Source organism: Streptomyces sp. CNQ329 (assembly GCF_000482585.1).
This window is the reverse complement of sequence record NZ_AXVU01000007.1, coordinates 135,174-152,700: the sequence shown is the minus strand read 5'-3', so window position 1 is coordinate 152,700 and position 17,527 is coordinate 135,174. Positions and strand designations below refer to the sequence as shown.

Genomic DNA, 17,527 nt, shown 5'->3' with positions numbered 1-17,527 from the left:
TCCACCCTCACCCGGGGTGGATCCACGCTAGCCCCCGGAGTGGTCCGGCCATCGCAAGCGAAGACGCGGCCGTCAAACACCACTCGAACAGATCATCCGGTTCCACGGGCGCGCCGTGGGGGGCGGCCCGCCGGATCGCGCGGGTCCGTACGGACAGGGAGCAAGGTGGACCGTATGACCACTGCGCACTGGCTCTTCGGTGACCAACTCGGCCCGCACTTCCTCGCCGGCGGCGAAGAGGGCCCCGCCGTCAACGCGCCGCTCGTGATGGTCGAGGCCCGCTCGGTGTTCCGCCGCCGCCGATTCCACCGGGCGAAGGCCCATCTCGTCCTCTCCGCCATGCGTCACCGGGCGGCCGAACTCGGCGACCGGATCCGCTACGTGCGTGCCGAGACCTACGCCGAGGGCCTGCACGAGGCGGTCGGGGACGGCCCGGTCACCGTCCACCACCCCACCTCACGGGCCGCCCTGCGGCTGGTCGACACCCTGGAGGCGGTACGGGTGCTGCCCGCCCGCGGCTTCCTGCTGCCGCACGACGCCTTCCGCGCCTGGGCCGACGGACGCGACGGCCGCCGGCTGCGGCAGGAGGACTTCTACCACTGGATGCGCCGCGAGCTGAACGTCCTGATGGACGGCGGCACTCCGGCCGGCGGACGCTTCAACCACGACCACGCCAACCGCGAACGGCCGCCCCGCGGGGCCCGCACCCTCGGCGCACCGAAGCCGTACCGGCCCCGGGAGGACGACATCGACGAGGAGGTACGCGCCGACCTCGACCGCTGGGAGCGCGACGAGGGAATCCGCTTCGTCGGCCGGGACGGGCCGCGGCGCTTTCCCGCCACCCGCCGCCAGGCCCTGGCCGCGCTGCGCCGGTTCACGGAGCACCGGCTGGCCGGGTTCGGCCCGCACGAGGACGCCATGCTCGCCGCCGACCCGGGGATGAGCCACAGCCTGCTGTCCTCGTCGCTCAACCTGGGCCTCCTCGACCCCGCAGAGTGCGTGGCCGCGGCCGAGGAAGCCTGGCGGGCCGGCCGGGTGCCGGTGCACAGCGCCGAGGGCTTCGTCCGGCAGATCGCGGGCTGGCGCGAGTACGTGTGGCATCTGTACTGGTACTTCGGCGAGCCCTACCGCCACCGCAACGCCCTGCGCCACCGCGTGCCGCTGCCCGGGTGGTTTCTCGAACTCGACGCGGACGCCGTGACCGCCCGCTGCCTGGGCACTGTCCTCGCCCAGGTGCGGGACACCGGCTGGACGCACCACATCCCGCGGCTGATGGTCCTCGGCAACTTCGCCCTGCAACGAGGCTGGGAACCGCGGGAGGTGACCGACTGGTTCCACCGTTGCTTCGTCGACGGCTACGACTGGGTGATGCTGCCCAACGTCATCGGCATGTCCCAGTACGCCGACGGAGGCCGCATGACCACCAAGCCCTACGCCTCGGGGGGTGCGTACATCCACCGCATGAGCGATCTGTGCCACGGATGCGCCTTCCGCCCGGGTGACCGCACGGGCGACCGGGCCTGCCCCTACACCACCGGCTACTGGTCCTTCGTCCACCGCCACCGCGCCGCGCTCGAAGGCAACCCCCGCACGGCCCGCGCCGTGCGCGGCCTGGACCGGCTCGCCGATCGTGAAGAGGTCCTGCACATCGGGCGGGAGCAGGGCGACGGGCCGCCCTGACACCGGCGTCAGCCGGGGCCGGCGGCGCCTGCACGACACGCGCCCCTGGGCTCGTAGACCTGGAGTTCGTGCATTTTGTCTGTAATGTCTTATCGCAAGCGTCCGGTGCGCGCATGGCGCGGTCACCGGGTTTCGCTCCGCGCAGCGTGGTACCCCTGCGCTGGGACCGACACCGGAGCGCCCCGGGAGGCGGCATATGGAACACCGGATCACTCTTCGGGTGGACGGCACGGAGAGGGCCGTGACGGTCGACGCGCGCACCACGCTGCTCGACGCGCTGCGTGAGCGGCTGGGGGTGACCTCCCCGAAGAAGGGCTGCGACCACGGCCAGTGCGGTGCCTGCACGGTGCTGCTGGAGGGCCGCAGACAGCTCAGCTGCCTGACCTTCGCCGTCGCGCACGACGGCGACCGGGTGGTCACCGCCGAAGGGCTCGGTGAGGTACGCGGCGACGGCGGACTGCACCCGGTGCAGCGGGCGTTCATCGAGCAGGACGGCTTCCAGTGCGGCTACTGCACACCCGGCCAGGTCTGCTCCGCCGTCGGCATGTTCGACGAGGCGGAAGCCGGCCACCCGAGCCACGTCACCCGGGACCTGACGCCGCCCCGTGCGCCGCACACTTCCCTCTCGCTCGACGACGAGGAGATCCGCGAGCGGATGAGCGGCAATCTGTGCCGGTGCGGGGCGTACGTGAACATCCTCGCCGCGCTGCGCGAGACCGCGACGGCATCCACGGAGGCATCGTGATCCCCTTCGAGTACCGCCGGGCCGCCGACGCGGGGGAGGCGGTGGCGACCGTCGCCGCCCGTCCCGACGCCGTCTTCCTCGGCGGCGGCACCAACCTGGTCGACCACATGAAGCTGGGTGTCGCCGAGCCGCACATGCTCGTCGACGTGTCGCGGCTGCCTCTCACGGAGGTGGAGGAGACACCCAGCGGCGGGCTGCGCATCGGCGCGGCCGTCCGCAACAGCGACCTGGCCGCCCACCCCTTCGTACGGCAGCGGTTCCCTGCGCTGGCCCGGGCGCTGCTCTCCGGCGCCTCCGGGCAACTGCGCAACGCCGCCACCACCGGCGGAAACCTGCTGCAGCGGACCCGCTGCCGCTACTTCCAGGACGTCACCACCCCGTGCAACAAGCGCGAGCCCGGCTCCGGCTGCGCCGCGATCGGCGGCTGGGAACGCCACCACGCGGTGCTCGGGGCCTCCGAGCACTGCGTGGCCGTGCACCCCTCCGACATGGCGGTCGGCCTCCTCGCCCTGGACGCGACGGTGCACGTGCTCGGCCCGGACGGCGCCCGTATGCTGCCGCTCGCCGATCTGCACCGGCTGCCGGGCGACGCCCCGGAGCGGGACACGGTGCTGGCGCACGGTGAGCTGATCACCGCCGTCGAGCTGCCGCCCGCGAGCGCCATGACCCGGCGGTCGACGTACCGCAAGGTCCGAGAGCGGGCCAGCTACGCGTTCGCGCTGGTGTCCGTCGCCGCCGCGCTGGACGTGGACGAGGACGACGGCGTCCTGCGGGACGCGCGGATCGCGCTCGGCGGCGTCGCCCACAAACCGTGGCGCGCCGAGCGCGCGGAGGACGTGCTGCGCGGCGCGCCCGCGACCCAGGAGTCCTTCCGCATGGCCGCCGACGCCGAGCTGGCCGCCGCCGAGGTACGGGACGGCAACGCGTACAAGGTGCCGCTGGCCCGTCACACCATGGTCGCGGTCCTGCGCGACCTCACGGAGGCCGGGCGATGACCACGCTCCGCCCCCGCGCCGTCGGCCTCCCGCTGAAGCGTCTCGACGGCCCGGCCAAGGTGACCGGGACCGCCCTCTACGCCTTCGAGCACCCCGTCGAGCAGCCGCTTTATGTCCATCCGCTGCAGGCCACCGTCGCCCGGGGCCGGATCACCGGCGTGGACACCGAGGCCGCCGCGGCCTGTCCCGGCGTCACGGTCGTGGTCACCCACCACGACGCCCCCCGGCTCGAGGAGACCGGCGACGGGGAACTGGCGGTGCTGCAGTCCGGCCGGGTCGCCTTCCGCGGCCAGGTCGTGGGCGCGGTGATCGCCGAGGACGTGGAGACCGCCCGGCACGCGGCCTCCCTGGTGCGGATCACGTACGAGGACGAGCGACCCGACGTCGACCTGCGTGCCGACCGCGACGACCTGTACGCCCCGGAGACCGTCAACCCCGCCTTCGCCACCGACAGCGAGCAGGGCGACGTCGACGCGGCGATGGACCGGGCCCCGGTCACCGTCGACGTCACCTACACGACGCCGATGGAGCACAACAACCCGATGGAGCCGCACACCACGGTCGCCGTGTGGCAGCCGGACTCCGCGGTGCGGCTGCTGCTCTACGCCTCCACGCAGGGCGTGCACACCGTACGCTCCACCCTCGCCCCGCTGTTCGGGCTGGAGGTCGATCAGGTGCGGGTGATCTCTCCGCACGTCGGCGGCGGGTTCGGCTCCAAGGGCATGACGCACGCCCACGACGTGCTGGCCGCGCTGTGCGCCCGGAAGGTGCCGGGCCGGCCGGTGAAGCTGGCGCTGACCCGCCAGCAGATGTTCACGCTCGCCGGGCACCGCACCCCCACGATCCAGCACCTGCGGCTGGGCTGCGAAACGGACGGCCGGATCACCGCGATCGGCCACGACGTGGTCGAGCACACCGCCCGTATCAAGGAGTTCGCCGAGCAGACGGCCGTCGGCACCCGGATGATGTACGCCGGGGCCAACCGCCGCACGTCCCACCGGCTGGCGGCGCTGGACGTGCCCGTGCCGTCCTGGATGCGGGCACCGGGCGAGTGCCCGGGCCTCTTCGCGCTGGAATGCGCGATGGACGAACTGGCCGTCGCCTGTGGCCTGGACCCGATCGAGCTTCGGGCGCGCAATGACCCGCCACAGGACCCGGAGACCGGACGTCCCTGGTCCGGGCGGAACCTGGTGGCGTGCCTGCGCGAGGGCGCCCGGCGCTTCGGCTGGGACCGGCGCGCCGCCGCTCCCGGCGCCCGCCGGGAGGGACGGGAGCTGGTGGGCCTCGGCGTGGCGTCGTCCGTGTACCCCTACTACGCGAGTCAGGGCTCGGAGGCGCTGGTCCGCCACGAGGGCGAGGGCCGCTGGACGGTGGGGATCGGCGCGGCCGACATCGGCACCGGGACCTGGACGGCGCTCACCCAGATCGCCGCCGACGCGCTGGACGCGGCGCCGGACGACGTGACGCTGCGCATCGGCGACACCGCACTGCCCCCGGCGACGGTGGCCGGCGGCTCCTCCGGCCTGGCGTCCTGGGGCTCGACGGTGGTCGCTGCCGTCCGCGCCTTCCGCGAGCAGCACGGCCATGAACCACCGCCGGGCGCCGAGTCCCGCGCCGGCACGCCGGAGAACCCGGACCTGAAGAAGTACGCGCTGTACTCCTTCGGGGCGCACTTCGCCGAGGTGCGGGTCGACGCCGACACCGGCGAGATCCGCGTGCCGCGGATGCTCGGGGTCTTCTCCGCGGGCCGCATCGTCAACCCGCGCACCGCCCGCTCCCAGTTCATCGGCGCCATGACCATGGGCCTGTCGATGGCGCTGCACGAGCACACCGTGCTGGACCCGCGCACCGGGCACGTGGTGAACGACGACCTCGCCGACTACCACATCGCCGCGCACGCGGACGTCTGCGACATGGAAGCGGTCTGGCTGGACGAGGAGGACCCGCACAGCAATCCGATGGGCACGCGCGGGATCGGCGAGATCGGGATCGTGGGATCACCGTCCGCCGTGATCAACGCGGTGTTCCACGCCACCGGCGTGCGCGTACGGGACCTGCCGGCGACCCCGGACAAGCTGCTGGAGGGCCTGGACGCGCTGCGCGCATGACATCCGCTCGGTGCCGGCGGCTGCCGGCGGCCTGGCGGGCGATCCTCACGGGCCGCTCGCCCGTCCGGTCGTACCGGGCGGGCGGGGGCGGCGGGCGGCGGCCAGGATGGAAGGGACGTTGCTCGTCACACGAGGGAGAGGCATGACCGAGACCGACACCGACACCGACGAAGCCGGGCGCGGTCGGCCCTCGGTGCCCCGCTCCCCGCTCCCCGCCACCGCCGACCTCCGGCGTGTCGGGGTGAACCCGGATTTCTGGTACCCCGTCGCCCTGTCCAAGCACGTGCGCCCCCTGCGGGTGGTCGCAACGGCGTTCGCGGGGGAGCGCATCGCCCTCTACCGTGGGGCGAGCGGTGCCGTGCACGCGCTCGAGGACCGGTGCGCTCACCGGCAGGTGCCCTTGAGCATGGGCGTCGTGGAGGACGAGACCCTCCGCTGCTGCTATCACGCGTGGGCCTACCGCGGCGACGGCCGCATTTCGCAGATCCCCTATCTGTCCAAGGGCGATCGCCGGCCTCCGCGCGGGGTGCGCGGATATCCGGTCCGGGAGGCGCACGGCCTGGTGTTCGTCTTCCCGGGCGAGGCGGAGAAGGCGAAGGCCACCGCGTTGCCCGAGGTGCCGGCCTCGGGCTCGGCGAGGTTCAAGACCATGACCTTCTCGCGGACGGTGCGCTGCCACTACTCGTTCATGCACGAGAACCTGCTCGACATGAACCACCAGTTCCTCCATCGGGGCGTCGTCGGCAAGCTTCACCCGCAGTTGCTGCAGTACCGGACCGGACCGACGTCCGTGGAGGCCAGATACCTCTTCACCCACGCCGGAGGTAAGCAGAACCGCGCCGCCGGCCTGCTCGCGGGCGAGGGCCTCGGCGGCGGGAACTCACGCGACGTCATGACCATCAGCACCCGGTACCCGTACCAGACACTGGACCTGGTTCCGGAGGGCGCCGACCACCCGGCCTGCAGCCTGTGGGCGGCGTACGTGCCCGAGGACGCCGAGCAGCGTACGTGCCACGCCTACGGTCTGCTCATGATCGAAAAGCCCCGGATCCCCGGCGCCCTCCACCTGGCCTGGCCGTTCATCAGACGCTTCACCGAGCGCGTGTTCGCCGAGGACCGCATGGCCGTCGAAGCCGAGCAGCGCGCGTGGGAGGAACAGGGCGAAGACCGCAACCACGAGGTCTTTCCCCTGATCCTGGACGTCCGTGAGGTGCTGCGTACGAACGGCGTCGCGATCCGTCCACGGGCTGCCGCCTGCGGCATCCCCCCGGTGTGCGACGGCGTGGCGCCCGGGTCCGCCGTCCGAGGAGACTCCGCTCCTGCGGGCGGTACGCCGGAGCATCCGGCGCAGCCTGTTCCGGGTTGACCAGGACCCGCCCGGCGGCCCACGCGCTACGCGGTGGCCGCCCGGTCGGCCTCCACGCGCGCGCGTACCCGCTCGCACGTCCCGTTGATCAGCCGGGAGACGTGCATCTGTGAGATGCCCATGCGCTCGGCGATCCTGCTCTGCGTCATGTCGCAGAAGAACCGCAGATAGAGGATCTCGCGTTCGCGGTCCGGCAGCCCGCGCAGATGCGGTCGCACGGCCTCACGGTCCACGGCCCGGTCGAAGCCGGGCTCGGCGCTGCCGAAGCTGTCGATGAGCGAGTAGCCGTCCCCGGTGTCGGTCAGGGAGGCGTCGAGAGACAGGGTGGCGTAGCCCTCCAGGGCCTGCAGGCCCACGCGTACCTCGTTCTCGGTCAGGCCGGCCGCTTCGGCGATGTCCGCGATCGGGGGGAACCGGTCGTCGGCCGTGGTGCCCAGCGCCATGACGGCGCTGCGGACCCGGTTGCGGAGGTCCTGGACGCGGCGGGGCACGTGCACTGCCCACATGTGGTCACGGAAGTGGCGTTTGATCTCGCCGACGATCGTCGGTACCGCGTAGCTCTCGAATGCCTTGCCGCGCGCCGGGTCGTACCGCCGGACGGCTTTGACCAAGCCGAGGTGGGCGACCTGTTCGAGGTCCTCCAGCGCCTCGCCGCGGTTCCTGAACTGACGGGCGAGCCGCCGGGCCATGGGCATCCAGGCGCGTGCGACCTCCTGCCGCAGCGCCTTCTTCTCCGGTCCTTCCGGCATGTCGGCGAGTCGGTGGAACTGCGCGGAGGTGTCGGGTGCGTCGTGATGGGGGTGCTTTTTGTTCCTTGCCCGGATGTGGTCCACGGGGGCCTCCCTCGGGCGAGTTGCGAGCGTTCAGTTCTCGCGGGAGGACGACGGCGGCGGCGACGGGGCCGGAAACGCAGACGCTCCGGACCGCACGCGGCCGGAGCGCCGACGGCTGGGAAGCCGTGTACTACTCCCGCGGCGTGCCTCTGGTCCGAAGCACGTCCACTCCACCTGCCCACCGGCGGACCATGCAAACGCAGAGCCCCAAGTCGTACGGCAATGCCGTGCGTTGTACGACCCGTGGCACGACCGGGAGGTGGTGGCGGGGCGGAGGTCACATGTGGTCGGACGGTGCCTGGGCCGGGGGCCGGTCGGCGCGGATGACGACGAGTTCTTCCTCCGTCTGCCCGGGGTCGATCATTCCCTGCTCGGTGAGCCAGCCGGCCCGGGCGGTGAGGACGGGGCCGAAGGGCTGCCAGCGACGGGCCACGACGGATGCCTTGAGACCGGCCTCGCCGAGCAGCCGCAACGTCCGTTGCGGTCCGCACAGAGTGGAGTGGACGAGGAGCATCATCCCGTCGGCGGTGAGCAGCCGGGGTGCCATGGCGCACAGCAGATCCAGGTAGCGGCGGCCGTCGGGGCCGGCGTTCCAGGCCCGGGCCCTTCCCCGTTCGGCGTCGGCGGACGCGGGGCCGGGGACGTAAGGGGGATTGGCCGTGACCACGTCGTAGCGGCGTTCGGTGGCGCGGCTGGAGCGGAAGTCGCCGTGCTCGACGCGTACGGGAAGCCGGTGGAGCCGGGCGTTGCAGCGGGCGTTCAGTACGGCGCGGTAGCAGGTGTCGACGGCCTGTACCTGGCGGGCGCCCAGGCGGGCTGCCTCCACGGCGATGAGCCCGGTCCCGGTGCACACGTCCAGGACACGGGCCCCCACGGGTACGGACGCCTTCCGCAGCGCGTCGTGCAGCAGACGCGAGTCGCCCTGCGGTCCGTACACCCCCCAGAGCCTCAGCAGTCTGACGTCGGTGTCGGTGTCCACTCGCTCTCCTCTCCAGTTTCGGCCCTACAGGCGGGGGGCGTAGGGGGCGAGGCCGATGATGAGGATGCGGCGCTCGCCGTGCCCGGGCCCGTCGCCGAGCCGGACGGGGGCGACGTAGTGGCTCACCCGGTGGTCGTGGACGGCGTAGCCGTCCAGGGGCTCGGTCAGGGCGAAGCGCGCGTGCAGGTCCCGGGGCGGGAGATCGGCCGGTTGCCGGCCGGCGCCCTCGGCGACGGCGATGACGTTGTCACCGCCGCGGATGTTCGTGCATGCGACCAGGTGGGCGAAGGTGAAGGTGGCGGCGGAACCGCCGTCCTGGTGCAGGCAGTCGGGAGAGGAGACGGCCTGCTCCGCGCGGTCGTGCACGGCCAGCTTGATCATGTGGACACCGACGTACAGCGGGGCGTGGCTCAGCTCCTCCAGCCACAGGGCCTGCGCGATGTCGAAGTGGATCACATGCAGCAGCAGTGGGTTCTTCTGCAGGGCCGCGGGGATGTCGGCCAGCCGGCGCCGCATGTCCGGGTACTCGGGGTTGTGCTCGTCCTGCCAGTACTCGGTCACCGTGCCGTAGGTGTCGTCCGGCGTGCCGGGGACGAAGGACAGCTCACGGGTCCAGGGCAGGTACACGGCGTGGGAGTACCGGCGGAAGCGGTTGGTCCGCGGCGCGTACGGGTCGGGCGGGAGGGCGGCGTAGGTCTCGTCCAGCTCCGCGAACTCGTTGCCGTACGCCTCCGTCGACAGGCCGAGCCCCGCGGCGCCGTAGCGGGCGAAGCCCCGGCACCGCAGCTCGTCGGCGATGCCGCCGGCCGGCACGGGCGCCGGCAGCGGGTCGTGCAGCGTAGCCGAGGTCTGCTCCATGGGCTCCTCCTGTGCGGGTGCCGTACGGCGCCCGGGTGCCGGGGCGGCCGGTGCGGCCCTCGCCCGTGCCGTGTGCGCGGCGGCGGTCCCCTCAGGCTGACGCCTGTTCGGCCGGCGTGCCGCCCCGGAGCCGCCATCGGGGTGAAGCGGCCCGGCCGCCGGATTCGGGCGACGCGAAGGGCGGGCGGGGCCGCGGCGCCCGGAGCCTCTGCGTAACCGGACGATGCCTGGATACCCTCAATTCATGCATACCGGTCGATATGCGCCTACTCTGCCGGCCAGTCGCGGAGAGCTGTCCGCGGCGACACTCGCCTACCTGCGGCGTCACTCGGTCTCGCTGCCGCCGGCGGGCGGTGCCGCGCGCAGCGACCCGTACGGCGACGACCTGCAACTGGCCCTCTACCTCTGCTACGAGCTCCACTACCGCGGATTCGCAGGCGTGGACGACGAGATGGAGTGGGACGCCGCCCTGCTGGCCTTCCGCCGCAGTCTGGAAGACCGCTTTCTGGTGGCGCTGCGCGACGAAGCGCCGCCGGCGGTCGATGTCGACACGGCCCTGGCGGCGCTGCTGGCCGAGCCCGTGGACGGCGACAGCATCTCGCACCACCTGCGCCACGACGGCACGCTCTGGCAGCTACGGGAGTACGCGGTGCAGCGCTCCCTCTACCACCTCAAGGAGGTCGACCCGCACGCCTGGGTGCTCCCGCGCCTGCACGGATCCGCCAAGGCGGGCATGGCGGCGGTGGTGTACGACGAGTTCGGCGCCGGCCGCGGCGAGCGGGTACACGCCCGGCTCTTCGCCGACCTCATGGAGGACCTTTCGCTCGACACCGGATACGGGCACTATCTGGACGCCGCCTGCCCGCAGATGCTGGCCGTCGTGAACCTCATGTCGCTGCTCGGATTGCACCGCAGCCTGCGCGGTGCGCTGGTCGGCCACTTCGCCTCCGTCGAGATCACCTCCTCCCCGGGCTCCCGCAGGATCGCGCAGGCCATCGAGCGGCTGGGCGCGGGCCAGGCCGCGGAGCACTTCTACCGCGAACACGTGGAGGCCGACGCCGTCCACGAGCAAGTCGTACGGCACGAGGTGGTGGCCGGGCTGCTGGCGGCGGAGCCGCAGCTCGCGGCCGACGTGACCTTCGGGATCGCGGCCACCGACCTGGTCGAGGACCGGTTCACCGAGCACGTCCTCGGGGCGTGGCGCGCCGAGCGCTCCTCCCTGCGGCACCCTCTGTGAGCCCTCCTCGCACAATCCGGATGTTTCATCTCACATGTCCGGGTACCCGGCGGTCGTGACCCTCCCGGCCCGCCGGCCGCGCGGAGGAGCGCCGGCCGCGACGGTCGCTCGTTGCGGAACCCGCGTCCGCCCCGGGTGCCGGGCTGCCGTGGCCGGCGGCAGAGCCGTTGAGCGAACCGGAACACGGCAAGGAAGAGCTGGTGGTGATCCGTGCACAACGCCCGAGACGAAACCCCGCGCCGCCTGCGTGTACAGCGCACGGGCCCCCTGCTCGTCGAGGGCCCGGTGGAGGTCACGCTCGAAGACGGCACCGTTGCGGTCTCCGAGCGGTTCTGCGTCGCCGTCTGCACCTGCCGGCGCAGCCGCACCTACCCGTGGTGCGATACCAGCCACCGCCGCCGGTCACGGGCCGACCGGCCGTGACGGCGAACCGGCAGCGAGGCCCGCTGTTCATCCTGGCCAACTTCGCCTCGCCGCTGACGGGCGACCTCGGCCGGCACGCGCTGGTCCGGCAGTGGTCGGCCCAGGCGCCGCGCGAGATCTGGTCGGCGCACGCCGGGGACGTCCTGGTCACGCCGGTGCCGCTGTCCGACGACTTCCACGCGTACGCCTGCACCCTTCTGGGGCTGCCGTCCTCCGCGGTCGAGGTGGTCACGGTGCCGGAACTGCCGGGCAGGCCGATGGCCGAGGCGATCTGCCGCGACGGCGTCGAGCGGCTGCGCAAGCTGGCCGGGCGCCGTCCTGGCGCCCGGATGATGCCCCTCGCCCTCGACGGGCCGACGGTGGCACTCGCCGATGAGCTGGGTCTCCCGCTCCATCCGTACGATCACCACCGCCCCGGGCCGGACGCGGGGACCCTCGCGGCCGTCGAAGCGCTCAACACCAAGTCCGGCTTCCGTGCAGTCGCCCATGACCTGGGCGTGCGACTGCCGCACGGCCGGGTCTGCGCCGGCCCCGACCTGCCGGTGGCCGTCCGGAGCCTCGTCGGGGAGCACGGGCGGGTGGTGGTCAAGCCCGACCGGTCGGCGGGCGGCCACGGCCTGCGCTTCGTCGACGGAGACGGCCCGCCGGTGGCGGCCGGGACGGGGACCTGGGTGGTGGAGGAGTGCGTCGCCGGCGACACGGCGGTGAGCACCCAGTTCGAGTCGCGTCCGGGCGGCCCGCGGCACATGTTCACCGGCGAGATGACCCTGCACCGGGGCCGGTTCGCCGGCTACCGCGCGCCGGCGCGGTCGCTCCCCGTTCACGCCCTCGACGACCTGCGCCGATGGGCGCGCGCGCTCGGCCATCATCTCGCCGCCCACGGATACCTCGGCCCGTATGCCGTCGACGCCGTCGTCTCACCCACGGGAGCCGTCTACGCGACGGAGTGCAATGTGCGGCGTACGGCCACGACGGCACCGCAGGAAACCGTCGCCCGCCTCGGCGGCGGGACAAGACCGCGGCCCCCGGCCTGGCAGACGGGCCGCGCCCCGTCCGGTGCCTGCACCACCTTCGCCGCGGCCCTGCGGGAGGTACGTGACGCCGGCCTCGCCTACAGCGCACGCACAGGAGAGGGGGTCATCCTGCACGCCGACCACGGTGCTCCGGGGACCTTTCTGCCGTACCTCGCCGTCGCGGCGGATCCGCCGCGGGCCGCCGAACTGGCGTCCCGCCTGGTCCGCACCCTCGGCTCACCCACGGAGGCCGGAGGACCCGGCGCGGGGTGAGACGAACGCGGCCACCCCGTGACCCGTAAGCATCGATCCCCACCGGAGGGCACCATGACGGACCAGGAACGCAGCACACCGCACCCGGCCGAGCAGTACCCGCAGCCGGAGATGCCGGCGCAGGACCAGCCCCACCCGGGCTGGACCGGTCCGATGGACCCGCCGCCGGACCACGGCGAGGAGACGTACCGCGGCAGCGGGCGGCTGGAGGGGCTCAAAGCCGTGATCACCGGCGGGGACTCCGGCATCGGACGGGCCGTGGCCATCGCCTACGCCCGTGAGGGAGCCGACGTGCTGCTGACCCACCTTCCGGAAGAGGAGGACGAGGCGAACGAGTCGGCCCGTTGGGTGGAGGATGCCGGGCGCAAGGCCGTGACCGTCCCCTGCGACATCCGGGAGGAGAGCGCTTGCACCGGCCTGATCGAGCAGGCGGCCCAGGAGTTCGGCCGCATCGACCTGCTGGTCAACAACGCGGCTTACCAGATGTCGCAGCCCGACGGCATCGAGGCGATCACCACCGAGCAGTTCGACCGGGTGATGCACACCAACCTGTACGGGATGTTCTGGCTGTCGAAGAAGGCGCTGGCGCACATGGGGCCGGGCGCGGTCATCATCAACTCCGCTTCGGTGCAGGGATACAAACCCAGCCCGCACCTGCTCGACTACGCCATGACCAAGGCCGCCATCGTCGCCTTCACCCAGGGACTGGCCCAGATGCTCACCGACCGCGGCATCCGCGTCAACGCGGTGGCCCCCGGCCCGGTGTGGACGCCTCTCATCCCGGCCACGCTGCCCGACACCGTCCACTTCGGGAAGCAGTCACCGCTGGGCCGCCCCGCCCAGCCCGCGGAGATGGCCCCGGCATACGTGTTCCTGGCCTCCCCGGAATCCGGCTTCATCACCGCCGAGATCGTCAACGCCACGGGCGGCACCCCGCTGCCGTAGGGCACCGCGGCGGAGACGAGGGCCGGGTAGGCGGACACCGCGACGGGCCGCGAGGGGCCACGGCGGTGACGCCTGCCCGGACCGACGGCGTCAGAGCCGGCAGCGGACGCCGGAGCCGCTCACCCCTTCCGGCCGGTGAGGAGGTCGCGGGCGCGGTCGACCATGCCGATGCCCGGGTCGAGGAGCCTGTTGGCGGGCGGGGGCGAGGGCGACCGGGGGTGTGGCCGTGTGGGGGAGGTCTTCTTCGCCGTGCGGACCTTCTCGCCCAGATCCCACAGGAAGCCCTCCCCGCAGACGCGCCGCATCTGCACGAAGAGCACGCTCTCCTCCTCGTGGATGTGCTCACCCACCTCGTGCTGCAGCTTCCTGACCGAGGAGTCGAAGGCGGGGTCCTCGGGCTCCATGCCCTCCAGGTCCTTGAGCATCTGCTCGACCTGGGCGTGATCGGCCAGCTCCTTGTCGGCGATCTCCCCGCCCCCCGGCAGATGCTCGCGCACCGCGGGGTAGAGGTGCTGCTCCTCCGCGACCGAGTGCCGCACGAGTTCGATGGTCAGCTCATCCAGCAGCCGCTTGCGGTCGTGGCCACCGGACGGGGCCCGGTGAAACTGCTCGAAGAACTCCTCCACCTCGCGATGGTCGGTGACCAGTTCGTCGATGACGTCTCCGCCGTGTCCCATCGTGGCTCCCTTCTCTTCGGCGTGTGCACCCGGCGCCGGCGCCGGGGCGTACGGAAGGACGCGAGTACCCGTGCTCCCGGAGCTGATGCGGCCGTGCCCGGGGAAGCCGCGGCAGATGAGCCCGACCCACAGGGCATCCGAATAGGAAGACTTCGCATTTTTCCTGATATGCATGGATCCAGTGAGGAGCGCGAAAGGGTCGCCGCGAGGCGCCGTTCCCCCGGTGGTTGCGGCGCGCGGGTCGCGGTACCCGTGGTGCTGACGTGAGGCGACCGGGTGCGGATGGACCGGTGGCGGCGGCCGGCAGGGAGGCGTGATGGCGGGCAGCAGGGTCGATGACGTGTGGGGCGCGCGTACGCCGTACGGCGTGGACGCGGGGTGGCCCGAGCGGGTGGATCGCTTCCTGACCGTCGGCGAGGACCGGGTGGAGCGCTGGGTGCCCTCGGCCTGTGTGCTGTGCTCCAACGGGTGCGGCATGGACCTGGCCGTGACGGACGGCCGTATCGTGGGCGTACGCGGCCGTGCCGGGGACCGGATCAACCACGGCCGGCTCGGCCCCAAGGGCCTCTACGGCTGGCAGGCGAATCACGCCCGTGACCGGCTGACCGACCCCCTCGTGCGCGGGAGCGACGGCGAACTGCGGCCCACCGACTGGGACACCGCCATGGACGCCGTGGCCGGCCGCTCCGCGCAGGTGCTCTCCGAGCACGGCCCGCAAGGACTGGCTTTCTACACCTCCGGCCAGCTCTTCGCCGAGGAGTACTACACGCAGGCGGTCATCGCCCGCGGCGGCATCGGCACCCCCCACCTGGACGGCAACACGCGGCTGTGCACCGCGACCGCGGAGTGGGCACTCATCGAGAGCTTCGGCAGCGACGGCAACCCCGGCTCGTACCGGGACATCGACCTGTGCGACACCCTCTTCCTCATCGGTCACAACACGGCCGAGACGCAGACCGTCCTGTGGTCGCGGATGCTCGACCGGCGGCGCGGACCGGACGCCCCGCGCCTGGTGGTGGCCGACCCGCGCGCCACCCCGACCGCCCGCGAGGCGGACGTCCACCTCGCGCTGCGCCCCGGCACCAACGTGGCGCTGCTGAACGCACTGCTCCACGAACTGATCGCGAACGGCTGGACCGACGAAGAATTCGTCGCCTCGCGCACCGTCGGCTACGACGCGCTGCGCACGGTCGTCGCGGAATGCCCGCCCGAGCGTGCGGCCGACGTGTGCGGGGTGGACGCGGCCCTGATCCGCGAGGCCGCCGAGATCCTCGGCACCGGCCGGCGACTGGTGTCCACCGTGCTCCAGGGCGTCTACCAGTCCCACCAGGCGACTGCCGCCGCCGTCCAGGTCAACAACATCCACCTGCTGCGCGGCATGATCGGCCGGCCCGGCTGCACGGTCTTTCAGATGAACGGCCAGCCCACCGCCGAGAACACCCGCGAGACAGGCGCCGACGGCACCCTGCCGGCGTTCATGAACTGGCAGAACGAAGCGCACGTCCGCCGTATCGCCGAAGCCTGGAACCTCGACCCCGAGCGGATCCCCCACAAGGCGCCGCCCACCCACGCGATGGACATCTTCCGCCGCTGCGCGGAGGGGGAGATCAGGTTTTTGTGGGTGACCGGCACCAATCCGGCGGTCTCCCTGCCCGACCTGCACCGCATCCGGTCCGTGTACGGGCAGGACCGGCTCTTCCTCGTCGTCTCCGACGCCTTCCGCACCGAGACCACCCAACTCGCCGATGTCGTCCTGCCGGCCGCCCTGTGGGGGGAGAAGACCGGCTGTCACACCAACGCCGACCGCACCGTGCACCTCTCGCGGCAGGCCGTCGATCCGCCCGGGCGGGCCCGCCCGGACTTCGCCATCCTCCTCGACTACGCCCGCCGCATGGACCTGCGCGACCGCGACGGCCACCCGCTGCCGCCGTGGACCGAACCGGAAGAAGCCTGGCGGGCGTTCACCGCACTGACCGCCGGCCGGCCGTGCGACCAGAGCGCGCTGACGTACGAGCGGCTCCGCGACGCCGACGGCATCCAGTGGCCGGTGACCCGCGGGGCCCCGGACGGCACCGAGCGTCTGTACGCCGACCACCGTTTCGCCACCCGGGCCGACGTCTGTGAGGACTACGGGCACGACCTGGCGACCGGGGAGCAGCACGGGCCCGCCGAGTATGCCGCCCACGACCCGGACGGCCGCGCGTTTCTCAAGGCCGCGGCCTACGAACCGCCGGAGGAGCCGGTCGACGACGACTACCCGCTGCATCTGACCACCGGCCGCCGGGTCTACCACTGGCACACCCGTACCAAGACGGCGCGCGTGCCCGAGCTCGACGCGGCGGCACCGGACGTGTGGGTCGAGATGTGTCCCGAGGACGCCCGGGACCGGGGTGTCCGCGACGGCGACCTCGTACGCGTCACATCCCGCCGCGGCGAGGTCGTGGCCCCGGCCCGGCTCACGGGCAGCCGCCCCGGCACTGTCTTCGTGCCCTTCCACTACGGCTACTTCGACCGGCCCACCCCGCACCCCCACACCCGCGCCGCCAACGAACTCATCCGAACCGCCTGGGACCCCGTCTCCAAACAGCCCCTGTTCAAGACCAGCGCGGTCCGCGTCGGCAGGGCCGGCCCCGGGGCCGCCACCGAGCGGGCCGGCCCGTGAGCCCCCGCGCCGGCGGCCGGGCGGTGGCCCGCACCCTCGGCCGGCTTCGGATGTGATCCGGGGCGGTGCGTCCCGCGTGGTGATCGTCGCCCCGGGCCGGGACGGCTGTCACGGGGACGGCGGGGGGCCGTCGCCCAGGCGGTGGTAGTCGTCCAGCAGCACGACGGCCACGGCATCCGCCGCGGTGGCGCACAGCTTGTACTCCTCCTCCGGCAGGGCGCCGGGCGTTTGCCTGATCAGGCCGACGGATCCGAGGACGAGCCCGCGAAACCGCATCGGGAAGGCGTACAGCGCACCGGCCTCCGGCAGCGGCGTCCGCGGCGCCGGGAGGAACACCGGCGGCCGCTCCGGCTGATCGCGCAGATCGCCGACGAGGACGGGGCGGCCCAGCGTGGCCGCGTGCACGCACGGCCCCTGGCCCAGCGCGAACTGCAGGGCCTCCAGGCGCAGCGCGCTCGCGTCGGAGGCGTGGCACACGTGCCGGCGCGGCGGCCCGCGGCGGAGCAGTGAAATCGTCACCGCGTCCATGTCCAGGTCATCGCAGAGCAGCCGGCACAGGCGGCCGGGCAGCCCGTCCGGTCCGCCGCCGACGGCGGTGTCGAACACCGACTGACGGACGCTGAAACTGTCGTCCATTCCCCTCACTCGCTACGGAGACGAGGTGTGCTGGTCACCGGCACAAGTACCCGCGGTACGCCCTTCACTCACGCTTCTTTTCGATGTCTGCGCGCCC

The 17,527-nt window shown here is 72.7% G+C and carries 15 protein-coding genes; 10 read left to right on the top strand and 5 right to left on the bottom strand.

Annotated elements, in window-relative coordinates; genetic code table 11:
- Positions 1-174: 174 nt before the first annotated feature.
- The 5 genes from I003_RS0106900 to I003_RS31640 all read left to right on the top strand — a co-directional run bounded on the left by I003_RS0106900 (position 175) and on the right by I003_RS31640 (position 6,894).
- On the top strand, positions 175-1,680 hold the full coding sequence (locus I003_RS0106900) for a cryptochrome/photolyase family protein (protein WP_027770847.1): 1,506 nt from the start codon (positions 175-177) through the stop codon (positions 1,678-1,680).
- Positions 1,681-1,876: 196 nt separating this feature from the next.
- Positions 1,877-2,425, top strand: a complete 549-nt coding sequence (locus I003_RS0106895; RefSeq protein ID WP_027770846.1) for a 2Fe-2S iron-sulfur cluster-binding protein — start codon at positions 1,877-1,879, stop codon at positions 2,423-2,425.
- Positions 2,422-3,420 (top strand): FAD binding domain-containing protein, encoded by a 999-nt coding sequence (locus tag I003_RS0106890; RefSeq protein ID WP_027770845.1) that lies wholly within the window; start codon positions 2,422-2,424, stop codon positions 3,418-3,420. The genes I003_RS0106895 and I003_RS0106890 overlap by 4 nt, the downstream gene beginning before the upstream one ends.
- On the top strand, positions 3,417-5,528 hold the full coding sequence (locus I003_RS0106885; protein ID WP_027770844.1) for a xanthine dehydrogenase family protein molybdopterin-binding subunit: 2,112 nt from the start codon (positions 3,417-3,419) through the stop codon (positions 5,526-5,528). Before I003_RS0106890 ends, I003_RS0106885 begins: the two co-directional genes overlap by 4 nt.
- Before the next feature lie 142 nt (positions 5,529-5,670).
- Positions 5,671-6,894: an aromatic ring-hydroxylating oxygenase subunit alpha gene (locus I003_RS31640; protein WP_078563792.1), complete on the top strand. Its 1,224-nt coding sequence runs from the start codon at positions 5,671-5,673 to the stop codon at positions 6,892-6,894.
- 26 nt (positions 6,895-6,920) lie between these two features.
- On the opposite strand, the gene I003_RS0106875 is transcribed toward I003_RS31640, so the two are convergent.
- From I003_RS0106875 to I003_RS0106865, 3 genes are all read right to left on the bottom strand, one after another.
- Positions 6,921-7,727, bottom strand: coding sequence for a SigB/SigF/SigG family RNA polymerase sigma factor (locus I003_RS0106875; RefSeq protein ID WP_027770843.1), 807 nt, complete (start codon positions 7,725-7,727; stop codon positions 6,921-6,923).
- Between the two features lie 277 nt (positions 7,728-8,004).
- A complete protein-coding gene (locus I003_RS0106870; RefSeq protein ID WP_486584120.1) occupies positions 8,005-8,706 on the bottom strand; it encodes a HemK2/MTQ2 family protein methyltransferase in 702 nt (233 codons plus the stop codon).
- A 24-nt stretch (positions 8,707-8,730) separates the two neighbouring features.
- Positions 8,731-9,564 (bottom strand): 2OG-Fe dioxygenase family protein, encoded by an 834-nt coding sequence (locus I003_RS0106865; RefSeq protein ID WP_051368122.1) that lies wholly within the window; start codon positions 9,562-9,564, stop codon positions 8,731-8,733.
- A gap of 244 nt (positions 9,565-9,808) precedes the next feature.
- Between I003_RS0106865 and I003_RS0106860 the strand changes: the two genes are divergently transcribed.
- From I003_RS0106860 to I003_RS0106845, 4 genes are all read left to right on the top strand, one after another.
- Complete coding sequence (locus I003_RS0106860; protein ID WP_027770840.1) at positions 9,809-10,801, top strand: iron-containing redox enzyme family protein; 993 nt, start codon at positions 9,809-9,811, stop codon at positions 10,799-10,801.
- A gap of 210 nt (positions 10,802-11,011) precedes the next feature.
- Positions 11,012-11,224 (top strand): CDGSH iron-sulfur domain-containing protein, encoded by a 213-nt coding sequence (locus I003_RS0106855; RefSeq protein WP_027770839.1) that lies wholly within the window; start codon positions 11,012-11,014, stop codon positions 11,222-11,224.
- Positions 11,221-12,510 carry a preATP grasp domain-containing protein gene (locus I003_RS0106850; RefSeq protein ID WP_027770838.1) on the top strand — a complete coding sequence of 430 codons (1,290 nt, stop codon included), beginning with the start codon at positions 11,221-11,223 and terminating at the stop codon, positions 12,508-12,510. Before I003_RS0106855 ends, I003_RS0106850 begins: the two co-directional genes overlap by 4 nt.
- Positions 12,511-12,564: 54 nt before the next feature.
- Entirely contained in the window at positions 12,565-13,455 is an 891-nt protein-coding gene (locus I003_RS0106845) for an SDR family oxidoreductase (protein ID WP_027770837.1), read from the top strand.
- A 119-nt stretch (positions 13,456-13,574) separates the two neighbouring features.
- Here I003_RS0106845 and I003_RS0106840 read toward each other — a convergent pair whose 3' ends face one another.
- Entirely contained in the window at positions 13,575-14,132 is a 558-nt protein-coding gene (locus I003_RS0106840) for a hemerythrin domain-containing protein (RefSeq protein ID WP_027770836.1), read from the bottom strand.
- 316 nt (positions 14,133-14,448) lie between these two features.
- Between I003_RS0106840 and I003_RS0106835 the strand changes: the two genes are divergently transcribed.
- Entirely contained in the window at positions 14,449-16,794 is a 2,346-nt protein-coding gene (locus I003_RS0106835) for a nitrate reductase (protein ID WP_027770835.1), read from the top strand.
- A gap of 108 nt (positions 16,795-16,902) precedes the next feature.
- Here I003_RS0106835 and I003_RS0106830 read toward each other — a convergent pair whose 3' ends face one another.
- The gene (locus I003_RS0106830; protein WP_027770834.1) at positions 16,903-17,430 is read right to left on the bottom strand and encodes a GAF domain-containing protein; all 528 of its coding nucleotides are present in this window, start codon (positions 17,428-17,430) and stop codon (positions 16,903-16,905) included.
- Positions 17,431-17,527: the final 97 nt, after the last annotated feature.